The sequence below is a fragment of the Cohnella rhizoplanae genome, from assembly GCF_948329515.1.
GTDB lineage: Bacteria > Bacillota > Bacilli > Paenibacillales > Paenibacillaceae > Cohnella > Cohnella rhizoplanae.
In genome coordinates, this window is record NZ_CAOJCN010000009.1 from 166,261 (window position 1) to 186,933 (window position 20,673).

Sequence of the window (20,673 nt, forward strand, 5' to 3'; positions counted from 1 at the left end):
TTTCGTGTGTGCCTGACGGCATGTTTAAGGATCGTTTAAATTTTAGTGGAAACGCTATCAATTGGGTCCCCCTCAATCTTTCGATTTCATGGAGTAAATTAAGGAGCGTGGGAGGCAGGAGGGCTGGAGACCGGAGGGCGGTAGGAGGGCGGGGGACCAGAGGGCGACCGAGCCGGGAGTTATGCGACTGTTCCGCACAACTCTCCGTTTACACTGACCAAAAGCCGGAGTTATGCGGCAGTGTCGCACAACTCACCATTTTCCAGAATCCAGCGCAGCGTTTAGTGCTTCTAGTTGAGACTTCCTTCGGTCGAGCGACAGCGCGACAACCTGATTCGTTTCTAGTTGAGACTTCCTTCGGTCGAGCCACAGCGCGACAATCTGATTCGTTTCTGGTTGAGACTTCTTTCGGTCGAGCGACAGCGCGACAACCCGATTTGTTTCTAGTTGAGACTTCTTTCGGTCGAGCGACAGCGCGACAACCTGATTCGTTTCTAGTTGAGACTTCTTTCGGTCGAGCGACAGCGCGACAAGAAGCCGAGCGAACGCCGCTCGGCTTCTTCTATATCGATTTACTTCTCTACGTAGAACTTCATCTCGGAGAAGGATACGAAGGTCGGATTCGCCGCGGAAGGGGTGATCGTACCGAACACGGCGACTCTGAGGTATCTGCAGTTCAGCGACGGCAGGTTGAACGGGATGAAGGCGCCCGCGTCTCCGACCGTATCTCCGCCGTACACATTCGTCCAATTCTCGCCGTCCTGCGAGACGGACAGCATGAACCGGTTCGTACGCGTCTGCGCATAGTTGTGAGGCGCGATGTCGACCCGTTCCAGGTCGATCGATGTGCCGAAGTCGAAGACGATTTGCGATCCGCTATCCCCCGACCAGCGAGAAATATTGGCGAAGTCGTCGTCGAACAATTTCCAAATATTCGTCGGGACGTAAGACGTCCTGAAGCGCTTGTACTTGATCTCCTTCAAGTCCGCCATCGGGATCGGCGTCACAGGCGCAAGCGCGACTTGCTGATATTGCGGCGGATTGGCCGGCGCTTTCGACACGATCTCGACGACTTGATCGGGGCTCTTCCACGTCACCGTAAAATTCAGGATGTTCGCGATAAAGGCGGCCGGAATCAGCATCTGCTCGTTCGTGCCGGTCGCCGCCGCGGTCATCGTCGCATTTTGACCGTTGATCTTCGCGGTCGTGCTGCCCGTCACGAACTGAACCGTCTTGGTGCCTTGGGTCGCAGTAGCGGTATTGGTGGTCGAATTCCAGGCGAACGTCATGCCCAATTCCTCAAGAACGCCCTTCGCCGGCACCATCGGGGTTCCGTTGACCAGTTGAGGCGATACGGCCAGATTCAGCCCCTGCGCATCGACTCTGACGCGCACCTTGCGCTCCACCGGTACCGACGGAACCTTGGCGGCGAGCGGAAGCGCGCTGGCATCCGCCTTCTGGAGCGTATACGTGCCCGGCGTCCCCTCGAAGTAGATCGTGTTGCCTTCCTGAACGGCTTGATACTTCGCGGTCGCAGCCGGGCCTCCCTGCTTCACGACCGTCCAATAGCCGGCCTCGAGGTCGGCAACCAGGATCTTATAGGTCTGGCCCGTTGAGCCATCGAAGGCAATCGTCGCTTGTTGACCGACGAGGTCGAAGTCCTTAGCGAAAAAGACGACCCGATCCTGAATCCGGGCGCCCGCATAATCGGCCGTCTCGGAATAATGCACGTCCAGCGGCGCAGGGCCGTCTACCGCATCCATCACCTGCATGACATTCAGAAATTGCGTTTGATTCGCTGCCGTCTCGCTGGAAATCTCGAGCCGCCATTTTCCTGCATCGACGGTGGCGATGTCGGACGCATCGGTAGGGACGATCGCCTTGTTCACGCCGTCCACGTCGAATTCGTGTCCGGGACCGCCGACTTTTTCCACTTGCAGGTCGTCGCTCTTGGGCAGCAGCGTATCCGTCACCAGCTTGCCGTTGTAGCTCCGCTGCGTCACCTCGTTCGTGTACCTGCCGCCTGCGATCACGGGCTCGCCGACCGTATGGAGCAGCCACTTTTTCTCGGCGTTCGCGTTCGGCGTGTCGATGTTGTCGTATACGATCATCGCGGCAGGATGCTTATCGTCCTTGAGGTTCAGGAACGCCATGCTTCGCGTATAATGGTCGGTCCTCGTGCCGTAAGCCTCGCCGAGCTCGCCCTTGACGTACGAGTAGTCGGGATGCATCGCGTCGTCTCCGATGGCGTGCGAGAGGATATCGCCTCTCTGATACTTGGGATCGGTGTTCCATTGCTCGACCGAGCTTGGAATTTGCGTTACAAAGAGCTGATTGGAAGGCGAGAAGGTCCCTTGCGTCGTCGCAAGCGGATCTTTGATCTGCACGACATTATGGGCCATGGACTGCCTGAAATATTGCTGGCTATGGTCGCTGCCGTACTCCAAGGCGGCGTTGGTGACCGGATCTTTGCCTGAATAGATGCCGGAATCGACCGCCAGGTAGCCTTTGTAATACATAGAGAACGCGCCGGCGTCGGTATGCTGGTGATTGGTCTGTGTCCGTTCCCCGATATTCATGACCGCGACGACCGCCTTGGAATCCTGTCCTTCGTCCCAGCCGGTCCGGGCCACGATGGAGCCGTACGGCGCGGGGAAATACCGCGACAGCGGCGTGTCGTAGACGGATTGGGACGCAGCGGCGGGGTTAAAAAACAGCAGATAATAGAAATCGTCCTCGATCGTCTGCCTCAAATACTCGTTCTGCGCTCTCGGATTGTTGTAAACGCTGCCTGCGATCAGGCTGGTGAGATTGCCTTGATTAAACCGGTTCCACGCATACTGGTAATCCGTGTTGAAGTCGTCGCCCTCCGTCATGATGTAGCCGTCCGAGCGGCGCGTGTACACCCATCTGTCGAGCGCGAGCCCGACCTTGTCCGTGAGCGGATGGACGCCGATCGCCTTCCACAGCTCGTTGCCCATCATGACGTACCGGATCCGGTTGTCGCCGTAGGCGGGTCCTTCGAAAGCCATCTCCGCGTCGAACATGACATTGAAGCCGGGCAGCGTCACGTTGAGCAGGAAGTCCGCGATATCGTCGTAGTATTCCGGATTCGTATCGTACAGCGCGATCGCCATGGCCAGCTTGTATTGATGATGCACGTCGCCGTTGGCGTGTCCGGCGATGATCCTCTTGTCGGCGGGATTGAGCGGATAATTGTACTCCAGTCCGTTCCTGACCCATGCGTCAAGCGCTTCGCGGACGTCCTCTCTCTCGCCCGCGCTCATCAGGTCGTAGCACCAGTCGTAGACGAGCGATTCGAAAAACATCAGGTTCCCGATGACTCTGCCTACGTTGAACACCATCGTGCCGTTCGTTCGATCCGGGTTCCATTGCGCCGTATTCGCCATATTCACGGCCAGATCGACCGCTTTCTCGCCGGCAGCCTGGTCGTCGAAAATCAAGTAGCGAATGGCATTGGCCTTCATGACCTCCACCGTCTCGGCATCGATGTTGCTGACGGCGGTTCCGGTTCGGGCGGGGAAGCTGCCCGTCTTCGAGATTTGCGCCTTCGCGTTTACGCGCGTCCAAGCCGCATTAAACGCCGTGCCCTGCAGCCTCGTCTTCAGCGCAGGCAGCGTCTGGTCGTTGACGAGCACGCGCGGACGGTCCGCAGGCGGCACCGGGATCGGATCGTACTGCCCCGACTGCTTGGGCGCCACGGCTAAGTTAAACAATGCTTGCACCTGGAACGGCACGGTTGGATTTGCCGCCAGATCGCTTGTCTGCTGACTGCTCGCGCCGCCGTAATTCATCGCGAACGTGTAGGAGCCGGGCAGCAGCTGCTTGCTCGCCGTGCCGCCGACCGTCGTACCGAACGTCTGCCAGCTGTTCGCGCCATAATAAGACACGACGCCTCCGCTCAGCGGATAGCCCTGCTGGTTTTTCAGCTGCACGACTGCCTTCACCGTCTGAAAGACGACGACCGGATCCGTACCGATCTGCTGCGTCTTGTCGCTCTTGGTGCCTTCATAATCCACATGGAACGTATAGGAGCCGGGAAGCAGCTCCTTGCTCGCCTCGCCGCCGGTTACGCTGCCGAAGGACTTCCAGCCTTCGGAGCCGTAATAAGACGCCGTAGCGTCGCTCAGCGGATTGCCCTGACTATCTTTCAGCTGCACCTTCGCCTTCACCGTCTGAAAGGCGACGACCGGATCGGTACCGGTATTTTGCGCCTTGCTCGCGCTCGTGCCTTCGTAGCTTACGCTATACGTATAGTTGCCGGGAAGCAGCTCTTTGGCGACTTCGCCGCCGGCGATGCTGCCGAACGGCTTCCAGCCGCCCGTGCCATAATACGAAGCCGTACCGCCGCTCAGCGGATTCCCCAGACTGTCCTTTAATCGCACCTTGGCGTTTACCGTCTGGAAGGCGACGAGCGGATCCGTGCCCGTATGCTGCGTCTTGTCCTGCGCGGTTCCTTCGTATTCGATATGGAACGTATACGACTTGTCCGGCAGCGTCTTGGTGGCGACGCCCGCCGCGTCGGTCGTGCCGAACGTATGCCAACCGGCATCGTAATAACTGACGGCGGCGCCCGCAAGCGGATCTCCGCCGCTGCTTTTCAGCTCGACGGTGACGGTATCGGGATCTGCGAGAAGCTCCTCGTTCCCGGTAACCTCCGTCTCCACCGCTGCCGCCCGCTGCGGCGCCCATCCGAATAATAGCCCTCCTGCCATGGCCAAACAAAGCATAATCGAGATCCATTTTCTGCTCATTCCGGTCAGTGAACCTATCATTATCATTTTCACCCTTTCTTTGGTGAGCCCGGACGCGCTCGACGCCCGCTTCGCTCGTTTTCTTGCGCTCGGTTCCCTATCTGCCTCCCGTTTCTTTGTCTTATTCCATTCCTTTCACCTCCTTTCGAAGAGATGGATGAAACCTATCGGCAACAAAAAAAGCGGGATACTACGGCATCCTGGAGTCTGTGCCGCGGCATCCCGCTTTGTCGTTCATTCTTGCTATTTGCGATGCGGTTTACGGATTGCTCGCGATAAACGCGTCGATCTGCTTCTGCATCTCGGCCTGGACCTTATCGATGCCCGCCTGCTTCAGCTTTTCCTGGGCCACGGGAATGCCTTCCTCCGGCTTCACGAGACCATGGTAAATCGGGAGCAGGTAAGTCTTTTGAACGTTACCAAGCGCAGCCAGCTCGTTTTTGATATTCGTGTCGTCCAGCACGAACGTCGCCAGCTTGGTATCGACGATTTTATTCGCCTTCCAGTCGGCATAGGTCGAGGTCAACAGATCACCCGCCGCGCCTTCGAGTTGACGGTACAGATCCGGCGTTCTCCAGCCCCACGGGCAAGCGCCGTCGGGCGGATATCCGGTAGAACCCGGGAGACTCTTGTACTTGTCGTCGCCGACGGGCTCCCAGTGCTTGCCTTTGATGCCGTAGGTCGTCAGATCGAACAGCTCCTTGTCGTAACGGAGCAGGTCCAGCGCCATCAGCGCGCGCTCGGGATGCTTGGAGGTCGCGTGGATGCCGATCCCGCCGCCGTTCAGCGGCGCGCGGTAACGCTTGGCATCCGGCGTGAGATCGACGACCTCCGGCTTCCACTCAGGATGGGCCAGATTGATGGCGTCCATCGTGCCTGCCAGCGTCAGCAGGTTGCCGGTATGGGCCGCCGTCTTGCCTTCCTTGAACGCCGCGAGCCAATCCGTCTTGGACACGATCGCATCCTTCGGCCATGCGCCCTTCTGGGCCATGTCGTAGAGCACATTCAGCTTCTCTACGTACTTCGGATCCTCCAGGTAGTTGGTAAGCGTCGGGCGTTCGCTCTGCATATCGTAGACGAGCGGGACGCTGCCATGCACGAAGAGACGCTGCAGATCGGCGAACATGATCGGCATGGCCGAACCGTTCAGGTTCGTGCTGGGCCCGCCGAAAGGCGTGATGCCCTTCTCGTTCTGGGCGATCGTCGTCAGGAAGTTGGCGAAGTCGACTTGCGACTTCACTTCGGGCAGTTTGTACTTCTCCCTCAGGTCCCCGCGGATGATCGCCATCGCATAGCCGGATTCGAAGTAATCGTACGGAACCATGTAGAGTTTGCCGTCCACACTGGCTTGTTCCCAACCGAGCGGATCCTCTTTTTCCCAGGAGGTCGGCGCATACTTCTTCAGCATGTCTTCCGTCAGCTCCAGGAATCCGCCCTTGCGGGCCGTCGGTTGATAGAACGACCAGGAGCTTGTAAAGGCCATGTCGAAGTCTTCGTTCGCCGCGAACATGAGCGGATACTTCTGGGCATGCTCGTTCCAGTCGATGAACCGCAGCTCGATCGTGGCGTTGATCTTTTCCTTCAGAATCTTATTGACCTCGCCGTACACCTCGTCCGTGTCGGCAGGCTTCGGTCCGAGGAGCACCATCTTCAACGTGACCGGATCGGACGTATCGATCGCTTCCGGCGATGCGCTCCCGGAGGGCGCTGCAGTCGTAGATGCAGGCGCGGAAGATGCAGGCGCAGAAGAGGAAGCGCTTTCGTTATTGCCGCCGTTGCTGCACGCGCTCGCCAGCATGCCGAGCGTGAGGACCAGCGGTATACCCAACCAAGACTTTTTCTTTCTCAAGCTTTTCCCGCCTTTCATTCCCGTTCCCCCTCGTGAATAATGACGAACCTACTGCGAAAACCAGACTTGCTAGTGACGGCGCCAACCGCATTCTACTTTCGCCGGCGTCGATTGACCTCATTATACGAGTTCGCGCGCCGGGAATGTCCCCCTCAAACTTCAGACTTTCTGTGCGAATTTAAGATGCGCCGATAAAAAAAAAACCGCGCCGGCGTACCGGACGGGCGAAGGTTAAGTATGACGTTCGATGGCGGACTTCAGCCTGTATTCCTTGGGCGTGACGCTGTAACGGCGCTTGAACAGCCGGTAAAAATAGCTCTCGTTGCCGAAGCCCACCCTCTCCATGATGTCGGACACGGTCAGGTCCTGCTGCTCGAGCAGCAGCCTCGCCTGCGCGAGCCGCGCCGTGTTGATCCGGTCGACCACCGTCTCTCCGGATTGCGCCTTGTATACCTGGCCCAGATAGACTGGATTCATCTTCAGCATATCGGCGATCTTCTGCACGTTGAGATCCGGGTCGGCATAATGCTTGTCCACGATCTCCCCGATCGTATCGGCGATCAGCCGGCTCTTGTCTTCCTTGCCGCTCTGCCGCTGCTCGAACATCTCCCGCGCCGCGGACAGCAGCACGTCGCGGGCCTCGCCCAGCGTCTCCGTGCCCACCAGCCGCCGATTGACCGCGTGCAGGTCGACGGATACCGGGTTCAGGTTGAACTGGTTGATATCGCCCAGCGTGTTGCTCAGCGTCATCCCCATCTGCAGCAGCGCGGCGTACATATTCTCCAAGCTGAACGCGCCGATCGCCCGCTGCCAGCCGTCGATGGCTTCCGTAGTCTGCGCCAGGTCCCCGCTCTTGAGCCCTTCGATGAGCTGCTTCTCCAGTTCGGGCGGCAGCCGGTACTGCGGGTTGCGTTCGTTGGCCTCGATCGACTCCGGCTCGATGATCGCGCCGTGGCCCGCAACCATGCGGTAATCGGACAGCCTCAGCGTCACGGCGCAATGGCGCGAGAGCTCGCGGTAATGGCCGAAGACCCGGCTGAGCGCGACGGTGAACGAGACGCGGTAGTACGACATGATCGTCCCCTGCAGCTCCCGGAACCGCTCGCCGAGTTCTTCCAGGCCCCCCTGATCCTTGGCGCTGACGATAAACGTCAGATGGCCGTCTTTGACGTCGACGTATTCGCAGCCGTAATCGCGCCTCAGCAACTCTTCGCCGATATTGGCGATCGCGAAGGCGAACAGCGACTCGGAGCCGTCGCCCGATGCCGCGGCCAACGCTTCCCGGCGATCCAGCCGGACGACCGCGACCCGCATCGCGCCGGTCTCCGCGATGTCGATGCCGTACTGCTCCCGGTTCTGCCGGAATTCGGCTTCGGACACCGCGTCGCTGCCGCTCAGCAGACTGCGCAGATGATACACCTTGGCGATATTGCGCTTGGACGCCTGATCCCGCTCCAGTCCCTTGAGCTTGTCCATCATGCCCATGTAGTTGGCCGCGATCAGCGTCAGCTCGTCCTTGTCCGAGGGGGCTCCCCGCGGGTCCCCGGGAATCAGGCTGAGCAGCCGGCCGACCGGCCGATACAGCCGCAGGGACAAGAACACGGACAGCAGCACCGCGAACAGGACGACGGACAGCATGACGCCGATCTCCGTCCACTTCATCCGGTTGACGTTGCCGAGCACCGAGTCGTAGTCGCGCAAGCTGACGATGCGCCAGTTGTTCAGCCCTTTGCCCAAGTAGGCGACCTTGTACTTCTTCCCGGCATCGCGGTAGACGAAGTCGTCCAGCGTGCTGGCGGAGGACGCGATCCGCGGCATCACCTTGTCCTTCAGCGCCAGCTGGGCAGGGGACATCGGTTCGCTCGACATCAGGACATGGCCGTCGCCGTCGGTCACGAGGAGCTGGTCCTTTTCCCGGTCGGCCAGCTTGTTAAGCGCCTTCACGTTGTCCAGCAGCCAGCCCGGCTTCACGGTCAGGATCAGCACGCTGCCGTTCACGGAACCGAGCGACGGGCCGTCGTAGAGGAAACAGGCGAACACGTCGATGCCGTTCCCGCCGTCCAGATCGAGCGGCATCAGCTGCAGCTTCGGCACGTCGGGATGCTCCTTGAGGTATAGGCTCAACACGTCGTACAAGCGGTTGTTGTCGATGCCGTGATTCAGAGAGGAGAAGAATCGCTGCTGCCCGGGATTGTAAAAAGCGACGGCGTGGAGGTAAGGCGACTCGGCGACCGTCCGGTCGAGCCGGTCGATCTTGAGGACGCTCTGCCGGTAATCCGCCCCCGCCTTGAGCGAGATGAGCTCGTCGTCATTGTAAAGAGACACCGCCAGATCCTTGACGATGCCGTTCATGTTCTCGATATTATAGTTGATCTGGGTGAGCAGCTTGCGGTCCGCGTCGTTCTGCAGACTCAGAACCTTGCCGCGGGCGTTCACGTTGAGGAGATAAGCGGTCACCGCGACGATGACGACGACGAACATGAAGCTGAGGAGAATCCGCTGCAGGAACTTGCGCGCGCGCAGCGTTCGGAACACGTTCATAAGGCTTCTCTCCCGGATCGCTGTTGGTGCACTAACTATAATCGCTCTCTCTTTTCGTTGTCAACGGATGCCGACGGAGGCTGATAGGCAGCGCAAAAAGCCCGGCACGCATGCGTGCCGGACTTCCCCTATTTCCGCGCGCCCCAAGCGACCTCGGGGCACGCCGAGCAGGCTCAGGCGAACTTGTACGTCCAGAACCGCTCCGTGCCGAAGCGCTCCTGCACCTCGCGGTTTTTGTGCGGGTTTTTCTCGAACAGCTGCGGGACGTAGAACTGCGATCGGTGCGACAGGATCGACGCGATCTTCTGCTTCAGGAAGCCGCTGACGTCCACGAAGACGTCCGGTTCGCCGATCGACTCGCGGTGATTGTGCGAGAAGGCGAGGCAGTGCACGGGCGGACGCGCCGCCGGCTGCAGCTTGCCGATCGTGCGGACGACGGCGGCGCCGGTCGCGTCGTGGTCCGGATGGACCGCGAAGCCCGGGAAAAAGGTGATGACGAGCGACGGGTCGAGCTCCGCCAGCAGCTCGCCGATCTTGAGGTCCAGCAGGTCCTGGTCCTCGAACTCCAGCGTCTTGTCGTGGAAGCCCATCAGACGAAGATCCTGGATGCCGATCGCCTGGCAGGATTGCTCCAGCTCGCCCCGGCGGATCTGCGGGAGCGTGATGCGGTTCGCGAACGGCGGATTGCCCATATTGCGCGCCCGCTCGCCAAGCGTCAGGCACGCGTACGTCACCTGGGTCCCGGCCGCGATGTGCTTGGCCAGCGTGCCCGAGATGCCGAAGCACTCATCGTCGGGATGCGGCAGCACGACCAGTATGCGTTGGTATTCCATGTGTGGTTTCCCCCTCTGTCACTCAGAATGGCTCGCGGCTCAACTGCAGGGCGACGACCAGCTTGCCCGAGCTGTCGTGGCCTGCCATGATCAGGCGCTCCGCATCGGTCTCGTCGTAGTGCGTCAGCCCCTCCGCGTAGATCCAGCCCTTGTCCATTTTTAAGCCGACCCGGTACGGCCCGTTGCCCGAGATCGAGCCGATCCCGTAGCGCACGAGCGCGTTGGTGATAAAGTTCGCCGCCGGATGCTTGGTGCTATCGTTGTGGGCCGCGTAGGCGCCCGTCGTCAATTCCAAGTGAATGTACAGGTCCTGATCCTTGAGCGAATCGAGCCTGTTCTGTATCTCTACGGTCTGAATCGGTAGCATGCCGGCGCCTCCTTCTTTATTTATGATTCAATATACCACAGTCAAGAAGAGCGCGCATATTCGGTCTCCGGTTCACGGATACTGTTTCCATATATAAGAACGATCGAAAGCGGTGAGTGCGATATCCGTGCATGACGACCGGCTGATCGGCCTGAGATTCGAGGACGGACTGGACCGTTCCGTGAAGGCCGCTTCCCCGCCCATTTTCGAGACGGCGCCTTTTCTGTTCGATACGTACGAAGATTATGCGGATGCGGCCGCGCGGGAAAAAGAGCATTTTGTTTACTCGCGGGGGACCAATCCGACCGTACGGGCCGCGGAGACGGTGATCGCCGCGCTCGAGCGGGGAGAAGCCTGCAAGTGCTTCGCTTCCGGCATGGCCGCCGTCGCCGCCGCCTTGCTCGGCAGCCTGTCGGCCGGGGACCATCTGATTCTCGTGGGCCGCGTCTACGAGACTTCCGTCTCGCTCGTCCGATATTTATCCAAGTTCGGCATTACCAATACGATCGTGCAAGCGACGGATGCGGAATCCGTCGCTCAAGCCATCACCGCCCGGACCCGCGCGATCCTCATGGAATCCCCCGCCTCCTACACGTTCGAGGTGACCGACCTCGCAGCGCTGACCGCGCTCGCCCGGTCGCGGGGGATCCGCACGATCGTCGACAATTCCTGGGCGACGCCGCTCTACCTCAAGCCGCTGGAGCTAGGGGCGGACATCGTCGTCCACTCCGCTTCCAAATACCTGGGCGGCCACAACGATCTCGTGGCCGGAGCCGTCATCGCCTCCCAAGCCATCATCGACCGCATGCATACCGAAGAGTACGCGCTCATCGGCGGTTCGCTCGCCCCCTTCGAGGCCTGGCTGCTCATCCGGGGACTGCGCACGCTGAACATCCGCATGGAGGTCCATCATCGCAACGGGCTGGAAGTCGCCAAGTACCTGTCCGAGCACCGGGAGGTCGCCCGCGTGAATCATCCGGGTCTGCCCTCGCACCCGCAGCACGAGCTGGCCCGCCGGCTGTTCAAGGGGTATGCCGGCTTGTTCAGCTTCGAGTTAAAGAACGGGACGTACGAGGACATCCGACGGACGCTGAACCGGCTGAAGCTGATTCGCATCGGCGTATCGTGGGGCGCCATGGAGAGCCAGATCATCTCGCCCAACTACGGCAGCAACCTGGAACAGCTCCGCAGCGAGCATATGCCCGAGTCGCTCGTGCGCATCGCGGTCGGCCACGAGCCGCCCGAACTGCTCATCGCGGATCTGGAGGCGGCCTTGGGCGAAGCATGAACGCAGCGATTGGCGCGCGTGCCTGTTTATCTCTAGGCGGAGTTGGGGTAGTGACATGGTGGCAACCCATTACGGGTTGGCAACACATGTACGGGAGGAGCGATGACGATGGCAAAGGAACTGGCGCTGCACGAGAAGCTGGAGGTGCATGAGCTGCTGACGCTGAAAACGTCGTGCGCCACCAAAGCCCGGGCGATGGTGGAATTCGCGCAGGACGAGAAGCTCAGGGCGCTGATCGAGCAAGATCTGGTCAATTCGTCCAAGGCGATCGAAGAATTGAAGTCCATTCTACAATAACGAGGTGATCGACATGGCATCGACGATGAAAAAGGAAGAGCTGGTAAAAGCGACCGCGCCGCTGGACGATCTGGCGATCGCGACGGACATGCTGCTGTCGGCCAAGGCCGCCGTACGGTCCTATGCGATCGCGCTGACGGAGACCGCGACGCCCCAGGTTCACAAGATTCTGCGGGCGCAGCTCGACACGGCCATCGAGACGCACCAGAAGATCGCGGCTTATATGATCGAGAACGAGATGTATCATCCGTACAACGTGGACAAGCAGGTCGAGAGCGACGTGCTGAAGGCCGACAACGCGTTGTCGCTGATCAAGGGATAGCATTGGAGGGGCGCCTGCGGGCGCTTTTTTTTATGGGCGCAGTTATGCTACGGTATAGGAAAGGCTAATCGAAAACGGTAATCGGAAAGGAAATGTGCGGGAATGAAGTTAGGAATTCTGGACCAGGCCCCTATCGTCAAAGGCAGCAGCGCGCCGGAAGCGCTCCGCAACGCCGAGGAGATCGCCGTGCTCGCCGACGAACTCGGCTACCACCGGATGTGGATGGCCGAGCATCACAATACGCGCCACTTCGCGAGCACCGCGCCCGAGATCATCGCGGCGCGGCTCGCTGCGCTCACGAAGCGCATCCGGATCGGCACCGGCGGCGTCATGATGATGCACTATTCGCCGCTCAAGCTGGCCGAGGTGTTTAAGACGCTCAGCGCCTTTTCACCGGGACGCATCGACTTCGGCGCGGGACGCGCCCCTGGCGGCGATCACTTCTCCACGCGCGCGCTCGCCGAAGGCCGGCCGCATCACCCAGGCGACCTGTACGACAAATTGCAGACGACGATGCAGCTGATCCGTGACCGGGCGCCGCAGGACCCGCTGTACGAGGGGCTGCTGGCCTCTCCGTACGACGTGCCGCTGCCCGAAGCCTGGCTGCTCGGCTCCACGGGCAACAGCGCCGTCCGGGCGGGACGCCTCGGCGTCGGCTATTCGTTCGCGCAGTTCTTCAACGGTCAGATGTCGCGCGAGATCTTCGACGCCTACAGGGACCACTTCGAGCCGTCGTACTTCATGCCGGCTCCGCTGATCCTCGTGACTTTTTCGGCCACGGTCGCGGAGACGCGGGAAGAAGCGGAGTACATCGCGAAGCCGATCGACCTGCTGCGGCTGTCTCTGACGCGCGGTTCGCTGCAGCCGGTCATGACGCCGGACGAAGCGCGCGATCATCCGCTGTCCGAGACGGACCAGGCCATCATCCGCGAGAACCGCAAGCTCCACTTGGTCGGCACGCCCCGCGAGGTCGCCGACATGCTCCTCCGCGATCGGGAGCTGTACGGCTTCGACGAGGTCATGATCAACAGCACGCCGCACAGCCAGGCTTCGCGTCTGAACGTGTTTCGCCTGTTGGCGCGCGAGCTGCTGTAGCCTCACGGCAGACTTGGGGCGGCGCGGGTTGAGGCTGCACTTTTACGAACCCCGCTCGCCGCTCCCGCTCCGCGTCACACCTTCGTCCATAGCTCCCGCGGATTTAACTCGTACACCTCGTTTTCCCTGAACATGAACTGATGCATGATGAACTCCCTGCGAATCGTCGCATAGTCCTCGTGGTAGCCTTGGATGAACGCGTTGATTTCCTTTTCCTCATACTTGCGTCCTGCCTCCAGCTTCGAGACGAGGTGCTCCAGCACGATCAGCTTCTTCTTGAGCTGTGCGGGCAGGCTCTTCAGTCTGCCGTCGGCCGCGAAGAAGTTCTTGACGACCGTATCCTGAAGCTGCCGCTTCTCCGCCTGATGCTCCACTTCCCCATCCTCCCCTTCTTTACTTCTGTAAATGAGCGCAATGGCCGCCTCCGCGTTATTTTTGATAAAATAGTCGTTCAGCGAGAAAAATATCGTATTCTTCTCCCTTCGCTCATGAATCAGGCTGGCTTCCCGCAGCTTGGCCGCATGGTGCGTAATGGTGGCCGGCGTCAGATGCAGCCGCTCCGCCAGCACTTGCCCGTTAAGCTCCCCGCCGGCGAGCAAGATCAGCATCCGCAGCCGCGTCGGATCCGCCAGCGCTTTGTGATAAGCGACGACCTTGTCGAGTTGCATGGGGGTCCCTCCTTCAGAGTAAAATAGTGGCCGCAAGCAATTAGATTATAGTCTAATTAGATATTAATCTAATTTAAGGGCAGCGTCAATTCGCGGAGGGAAATTTGCGCGATTTCCTTGGATGCTGGTGGCTGCAGGGGTTGTTAGGCAGGGCAGGATTAATCAGGCTCCGCAGATAAGCCGGTCAGCGGGGTAATACGGCGAATTAGTCTCGGATAGGAACAATGGGCATGTCACAGCGGGGCGATGCGGCGAAGTAGTCTCGGATAGGAACAATGGGCATGTCACAGCGGGGCGATACGGCGAAGTAGTCTCGGATAGGAACAATGGGCATGTCACAGCGGGGCGATACGGCAAAGTAGTCTCGGATAGGAACAACGGGCATGTCACAGCGGGGCGATACGGCAAAGTAGTCTCGGATAGGAACAACGGGCATGTCACAGCGAGGAGATATGGCGAAGTAGTCTCAGATGGGAACAACGAGCATGTCACAGCGGTGCGATGCGGCGAAGTTGTCTCGGATAGGAACAACGGGCATGTCACAGCGAGGAGATATGGCGAAGTAGTCTCAGATGGGAACAACGAGCATGTCACAGCGGTGCGATGCGGCGAAGTTGTCTCGGATAGAACGTTTCCGTCCAGTGGTAACGCTAACGCCCCACTGCGCACACAGCAAAGAACCGCCCCAACCCCCGCTCACTGCGCGGCTGGCCGGGACGGCTCCCACTAACTCGTTCCTACGCTCTCTTCCTAATCTCTTCTTACGCTCTCTTCTTGCGCGTCATAACGTCGAAGATAACGGCCGCGGCCAGGACGCCGCCGCGAATCATGTACTGGTACGAGATGCCGACGCCGAGCAGGTTCATGCCGCTCGTCAGCGAGGCCATGACGATCGCGCCGATGATGGAGCCGGTGACCTTGCCGACGCCGCCGGCCGCGGACACGCCGCCGACATAGGCGGCCGCGATCGCGTCGAGCTCGAACAGCGTACCCGCGGTCGTCGTCGCCGACTGGAGACGGGCCGTATACAAGATGCCGGACAACGCGGACAGCATGCCCATGGAGCCGAAGACGATGTACGTGATCTTTTTGACGCTGATGCCGCTCAGATGCGCGGCTTCCGGGTTGCTGCCGACCGCGTAGATGTGGCGGCCGAGCACCGTCTTGGTCGTCAGGAAGTGGTAGATCAATACGACGGCCAGCATGATGACGACGGTCCAGGAGAAGCCGTTGTAACCGGCGATGATCCACGTGATATATGCGATGATGGCGGATACGAATACGAGCTTAACCGCGAAGATGCCGCCCGAGACGACCTCGAACTCGTACTTCAGCTTGTTGCGGCGGTTCGCGAATTCAAAGTAAACGTACAGCGCGATGACGACGACGCCCAGGATCAGCGACAACACGCTGAGGCCGCCGACTTCGCCCAAGGACGGGATAAACCCATTGCCGAGAGCGTTAAAGTGCTCGTTTTTGACGATGATCGTACCGCTCTTCTCGGTGACCATAAGCAGCGCACCGCGGAAGATGAGCATCGCCGCGAGCGACGATACGAACGCCGGGATGCCGACCGAGGCGACCAGCACGCCGTTGAACATGCCGATCACGACGCCGAGCACGAGGATGACGGGAATCGTAATATAGACGGGCACGCCCCAGTCCGACAGCATGATCGCGGCGATCGCGCCCATGAAGCCGGCGGCGAATCCGACCGACAGGTCGATGTGCCGGATGACGATGACGAGCGTCATGCCGACGGCGAGCACGGCGGTATAGCCGGTCATGTCGAGCAGGTTGCTGATGTTGCGCGAGGACATGAACAAGCCGTCCGTCATGATGGAGAACGTCAGCATGATCACGAACAGCGCGATGTACATGCCGTATTCGCGGATGTTGACTTTGATGAGCGACTTGGCTTCGTTGAAGAAATTCATCGATGATACCTCCTATTGCGTGGCAAGCTCCATGATTTTTTCTTGGCTGGCCTGCTCGATCGGCAGTTCGCCCTTGATCTTGCCTTCGGCCATGACGTAGACGCGGTCGCTCATGCCGAGCACCTCGCCGAGCTCCGAGGAGATCATGATGATGCTCATGCCTTCGGCGATCAGCTTGTTCATGATCGTGTAAATCTCGAATTTCGCGCCGACGTCGATGCCGCGGGTCGGCTCGTCGAGGATCAGCAGCTTGGGACCGACGAACAGCCACTTGCCGAGCGATACCTTCTGCTGGTTGCCGCCGCTTAAGTTGCCGACGATCTGCTCGACGGAAGGCGCCTTCACGTTCATGGACTTTTTGTACTCGCTCGCGACCTTGACCTCTTCGTTCTGATTGATGACGCCGCCTCTGGCGATGCCGTGCAGATTCGCGGCGGTGACGTTGCTCTTGATGTCCTGGAGCAGGAAGAGTCCGTCTCCCTTGCGGTCTTCCGTGACATAGGCGATACCCGCCTCGATCGCGTCGCTCGTATGCTTAAACGAACGGCGCTTGCCCTCCACGAGCAGCTCGCCTTGCAGTTTATAAGACTTCGGATTGCCGAAGATGCTGAGTGCCAGCTCCGTCCGCCCCGAGCCCATCAAGCCGGCAATCCCGACGATTTCTCCTTTTTTAACGTGCACATTGGCATTCTTTACGACGTTTCTGCCCGTTGGCGCGTCGTAAGCGGTCCAGTCCCGGATCTCGAGAATCGTGTCGCCGATCTTCTTGTTCGCGCGCTTCGGATAGATATCCTCGATCTCGCGCCCGACCATGTTTTTGATGATGACGCCTTCCGAGATCTCGCCCTTGGCTGCGTCGAGCGTGCAGATCGTGCGTCCGTCCCGGATGACGGTGGCCTTGTCGGCGATGGAGATGACTTCTTTGAGCTTGTGGGAAATCATAATGCAGGTAATGCCCTGGTCCTTCAGTTCGCGAAGCAATTCGAGTAGGTTCTCGCTGTCGTTCTCGTTGAGCGCGGCCGTCGGTTCGTCCAGGATGAGCAGCTTGACGTCTTTCGTGAGCGCCTTGGCGATCTCGACGAGCTGCTGCTTGCCCACGCCCAGATCCTTGATCGGCGTCTCGGGATTGACGTTCAATTTCACCTTTTTGAGCATACGCTTGGCTTCTACGATTGTCCGATTCCAATCGACGACCGCGCCTCGCTTCACTTCATTGCCGGCAAAAATATTCTCGTAGACGGTGAGATCGGGGAATAGCGCGAGCTCCTGATAAATAATGGCAATGCCGGTCTTGACGCTGTCGCTGATCTTGGAAAACGCCTGCACCTGGCCGTCGAACACGATGTCGCCCGAATACGTGCCATGCGGATAAACGCCGCTCAGCACCTTCATCAGCGTGGACTTGCCCGCTCCGTTTTCTCCGATGAGGCAGTGGATCTCGCCCCGTTCAACCTTGAAGCTGACGTCCGTGAGCGCCTTGACGCCCGGGAATTCCTTGGTGATGCTCTTCATCTCTAGAATATAGTCGCTCATTCTCTTCACTCCTTAGGCGCAGCGACATTCGATAACGGCGGAATCGCGATAGACGCATCTATCACGATCCCGCGCTTTAAGCTATAGGCCGGCCGGGATTAGAGTCCCGTGAAGTCGCCCGCTTTGTAGTAGTCCGAATCGATGAGTTCTTTCTTGACGTTGTCCTTGTCGACGACGATGACGTCCGTCTGCTTCGCCTTCACGTCCACCTTGCCGTTGTTGTAGGAGCCGGTCGTCTCGGGCGTCTTGCCGTCGAGGATGTCGACCGCCATGCCCATCGCGTCCTTGACCAGCGTGCGGACGTCCTTGAACACCGTCATCGATTGCTTGCCGTCGATGATGTACTGAGCGGATGCCTTCTCCGCGTCCTGCCCGGTGACGACGTAGCTCGTGATCGCCTTGTCGGAGCCGAATACGTCGGCGATCGAGCGGGCCGTGCCGTCGTTCGGCGCGAGGATGGCGACGTCGCCCTTCATGTCCGCGGCCGCGGAGGTCAGATGCGTCTGCGCTTTGTTCTTGGCTTCGTTGGGATCCCAGTTGGTGGTGACTTGGCCGATGATCTTGCTCATCTGCTCGCGGGACAGCTCCTTCGTGTCCTTGAGCGCGATCGCTTCGCTGGAGTTGGCGATTTTAAACGTGCCGTCCGCGATCTTCGGCTGGAGCGTTTGCCATGCGCCCTGGAAGAACAGGAACGCGTTGTTGTCCGTGGCGGCGCCGGCGTACAGGTACAGCGGCTCGCCGCTTCCCTTGGCGTGGTCGATCAGGTACTGCGCCTGCGCGGCGCCGACCGCTACGCTGTCGAACGTGACGTAGTAGTCGACCGCGTCGGTGTTCGTGATCAGGCGGTCATAGGAGATGACCTTGATGCCTTCTTTCTTGGCGGCTTCGATGGCCGCTGCCGCCGCATCGCCGTCTTGCGGACAGATGATGAGGACCTGGATGCCTTTGTTGATCAGCGTCTCGACGTTTTCCTTTTCCTTGGCGGAGGAGCCTTGGCTGAACAGAATTTCCGTCGTATATTTGCTGTCGGACAGCGCTTCCTTGAACCGCTGCTCGTCCTGCACCCATCTCGTCTCATCCTTCGTCGGGAGCACGATGCCCACGCTCACCTTGCTGCCCGCTCCGTCCTTGCCGCAAGCCGCGGCGACCGCCGCGAACATCATGACGACCAGGAGCAGCGCGATCGTTTTGAATCCTTTTTTCATCTTGTTATATCCCCTTTCGAGCTCGTCGGTTTTTCTGGCAAGACCAACTATAGCACCGGACAAGCGACGTGAAAGCGCTTATCGCTAGCACTCTTTTACGACCGCCTGCAAATTTTTATCCTGGGGGAAAACGAAAAACCGCACGTTGCTCGTGCGGTTGGGTGCGGCGCGGGGCGAAAGAGAAACTTAGCGGGATATGGTCGGCGGAGGTACGGCGAGGCGATGTGCGCGACCGCACAAGTATGGTGCGATTCGCGGGTGGCGCGGGATGCGTGAGGCGAAATGAAGCCTGTGCGGCACCGGCAGGCGCGGGGGCGGGCGAGAACCGCACGTTTTATGTGTCCCCGACCAAGACTCACCCAGAGAATAGCGCAAATCTGTGCTATTCGGTCGCCGCCTCATCGCGTAACCGCCGCAGCCGCCAACTTCCACTCCGAGAATAGCGCAATTTTGCGCTATTCTGTCGTCGTCGGCACCATGCGTTCGCCCGAAGCCAACTTCACCCCTGAGAATAGCGCAATCTTGCGCTATTCTGTCGTCGTCAGCACCATGCGTCCTCCCGAAGCCAACTTCAACCCAGAGAATAGCGCAATTTTGCGCTATTCTGTTATCGTCGGCACCTTGCGTCTGCCCGAAGCCAACTTCATCCCAGAGAATAGCGCAATTTTGCGCTATCTTCCGACCTCCAGTCCCGCGCCAGCAGCAGCCTCAGACTTCCCCACCGCGCATAGCCCCATTTCGGGCTATCTTCTCAACCATTCAACCAAGACGCATGCGCAGAAAGGCGCCAGGGCATCGCCCCGGCGCCTTTCTGCGCGCAATCTCTCCAAGACCGCTAGCGGTCCGCCTGCTTCGCGTTCTTGTACACATCCTCCCGCGAGTGGAAGCCCTCGGCGATGATCGTCTCGTCGATGTTGGACTTGTCGACGGCGATCGGCGAGAGCAGCACGGACGGCACCTCGATCTTGCCGTTGTTGACCTTGCGGTCCGCGCCGGGGTCCTCCCCGCGCGCGAGCTTAAATGCGAGCTCCGCCGCCTTCTCGGCGAGCAATTGGATCGGCTTGTAGACGGTCATCGTCTGCGTTCCTTCGACGATCCGCTGCGCGGCGGCCAAGTCCGCGTCCTGGCCGGCCACGGGGATACGCCCCGCCAGCCCCTTCTCCGCCAGCGCCTGGACGACGCCGCCCGCCGTCGCGTCGTTGGCCGCGATGACCGCGTCGACGCGGCCGCCGTTGGCCTCGAGCGCCGCCCGCATGTTGGCCAGCGCGCTCGCCGGCAGCCAGTCCTTGCTCCACTGGTCGTAGACGACCCGGATCCGGCCGCTGTCGATTAGGGGCTGGATCACATTGAACACGCCCTGCTTGAACATATGCGCGTTGTTGTCCGTATCGGCCCCGCCGATATACACGAACTTGCCGCGCGGTACCTGCTTCAGGATCGCCTCGGCCTGAAGCTCGCCGACCTTCTCGTTGTCAAACGATACGTACAGGTCGATATCCGCGTTGTTGACCAGCCGGTCGTAGGCGAGCACCTTGATGCCCGACGAGTGCGCGCGCTTGACGATGGCCGCCGTGGCCGCCGCGTTGTGCGGCACGATGACGAGGATGTCCACCCCCTCGCCGATCATCGTCTCCGCCTGCGAGATCTGCTTGGCGTCGTCCCCGTTCGCCGCCGCGATGACGACCTCGGCGCCGAGCGCCTCCGCCGCGGCCTTGAACAAGTCGCGGTCGCGAAGCCAGCGCTCCTCGAGCAGCGTGTCCATCGCGAAGCCGATCTTGATCGGTCCGCTCCGGTCCGGGGACGCGCCCGCACCGCCGCCCGCTCCCTGCGAGGCGGATGACGCCGGTCCGTTCCCTGCCTCGCCGCCCCCGCTGCATCCCGCCAGCAGGCACGACAGCGACAGCACGATCGCCGACAGTATCGCCAGCGCCGCATGCTTCGCCATTCCCCTTTTGACCGCCAT

14 protein-coding genes are annotated in these 20,673 nt (G+C 60.1%); 4 read left to right on the forward strand and 10 right to left on the reverse strand.

Annotated elements, in window-relative coordinates:
- Positions 1–572: 572 nt before the first annotated feature.
- The 5 genes from PQG80_RS15340 to PQG80_RS15360 form a co-directional block, all read right to left on the reverse strand.
- The gene (locus PQG80_RS15340; RefSeq protein WP_271752263.1) at positions 573–4,775 is read right to left on the reverse strand and encodes a stalk domain-containing protein; all 4,203 of its coding nucleotides are present in this window, start codon (positions 4,773–4,775) and stop codon (positions 573–575) included.
- A 259-nt stretch (positions 4,776–5,034) separates the two neighbouring features.
- Positions 5,035–6,624: an ABC transporter substrate-binding protein gene (locus PQG80_RS15345; RefSeq protein WP_271752264.1), complete on the reverse strand. Its 1,590-nt coding sequence runs from the start codon at positions 6,622–6,624 to the stop codon at positions 5,035–5,037.
- Between the two features lie 231 nt (positions 6,625–6,855).
- Entirely contained in the window at positions 6,856–9,165 is a 2,310-nt protein-coding gene (locus tag PQG80_RS15350; protein WP_271752265.1) for a helix-turn-helix domain-containing protein, read from the reverse strand.
- Between the two features lie 173 nt (positions 9,166–9,338).
- A complete protein-coding gene (gene bshB2 / locus PQG80_RS15355) occupies positions 9,339–9,998 on the reverse strand; it encodes a bacillithiol biosynthesis deacetylase BshB2 (protein ID WP_271752266.1) in 660 nt (219 codons plus the stop codon).
- 22 nt (positions 9,999–10,020) lie between these two features.
- Positions 10,021–10,365 carry a YojF family protein gene (locus PQG80_RS15360; protein ID WP_271752267.1) on the reverse strand — a complete coding sequence of 115 codons (345 nt, stop codon included), beginning with the start codon at positions 10,363–10,365 and terminating at the stop codon, positions 10,021–10,023.
- A gap of 112 nt (positions 10,366–10,477) precedes the next feature.
- On the opposite strand from PQG80_RS15360, the gene PQG80_RS15365 reads away from it, so the two are divergent.
- From PQG80_RS15365 to PQG80_RS15380, 4 genes are all read left to right on the forward strand, one after another.
- Positions 10,478–11,653: a trans-sulfuration enzyme family protein gene (locus tag PQG80_RS15365; RefSeq protein ID WP_271752268.1), complete on the forward strand. Its 1,176-nt coding sequence runs from the start codon at positions 10,478–10,480 to the stop codon at positions 11,651–11,653.
- Positions 11,654–11,761: 108 nt separating this feature from the next.
- Complete coding sequence (locus PQG80_RS15370; protein WP_271752269.1) at positions 11,762–11,950, forward strand: spore coat protein; 189 nt, start codon at positions 11,762–11,764, stop codon at positions 11,948–11,950.
- 13 nt (positions 11,951–11,963) lie between these two features.
- Positions 11,964–12,272, forward strand: coding sequence for a spore coat protein (locus PQG80_RS15375; protein WP_271752270.1), 309 nt, complete (start codon positions 11,964–11,966; stop codon positions 12,270–12,272).
- A 102-nt stretch (positions 12,273–12,374) separates the two neighbouring features.
- Positions 12,375–13,367, forward strand: coding sequence for an LLM class flavin-dependent oxidoreductase (locus tag PQG80_RS15380; RefSeq protein WP_271752271.1), 993 nt, complete (start codon positions 12,375–12,377; stop codon positions 13,365–13,367).
- A gap of 74 nt (positions 13,368–13,441) precedes the next feature.
- Here the strand turns inward: PQG80_RS15380 and PQG80_RS15385 are convergent, their stop codons facing one another.
- The 5 genes from PQG80_RS15385 to xylF form a co-directional block, all read right to left on the reverse strand.
- Positions 13,442–14,035, reverse strand: a complete 594-nt coding sequence (locus PQG80_RS15385; protein WP_271752272.1) for a DUF2087 domain-containing protein — start codon at positions 14,033–14,035, stop codon at positions 13,442–13,444.
- A gap of 761 nt (positions 14,036–14,796) precedes the next feature.
- Positions 14,797–15,972: a sugar ABC transporter permease gene (locus PQG80_RS15390; RefSeq protein ID WP_271752273.1), complete on the reverse strand. Its 1,176-nt coding sequence runs from the start codon at positions 15,970–15,972 to the stop codon at positions 14,797–14,799.
- A 12-nt stretch (positions 15,973–15,984) separates the two neighbouring features.
- Positions 15,985–17,505: an ATP-binding cassette domain-containing protein gene (locus tag PQG80_RS15395; RefSeq protein WP_271752274.1), complete on the reverse strand. Its 1,521-nt coding sequence runs from the start codon at positions 17,503–17,505 to the stop codon at positions 15,985–15,987.
- A 98-nt stretch (positions 17,506–17,603) separates the two neighbouring features.
- Entirely contained in the window at positions 17,604–18,710 is a 1,107-nt protein-coding gene (locus PQG80_RS15400; RefSeq protein ID WP_271752275.1) for a sugar ABC transporter substrate-binding protein, read from the reverse strand.
- 835 nt (positions 18,711–19,545) lie between these two features.
- Positions 19,546–20,673 (reverse strand): D-xylose ABC transporter substrate-binding protein, encoded by a 1,128-nt coding sequence (gene xylF, locus PQG80_RS15405; RefSeq protein WP_271752277.1) that lies wholly within the window; start codon positions 20,671–20,673, stop codon positions 19,546–19,548.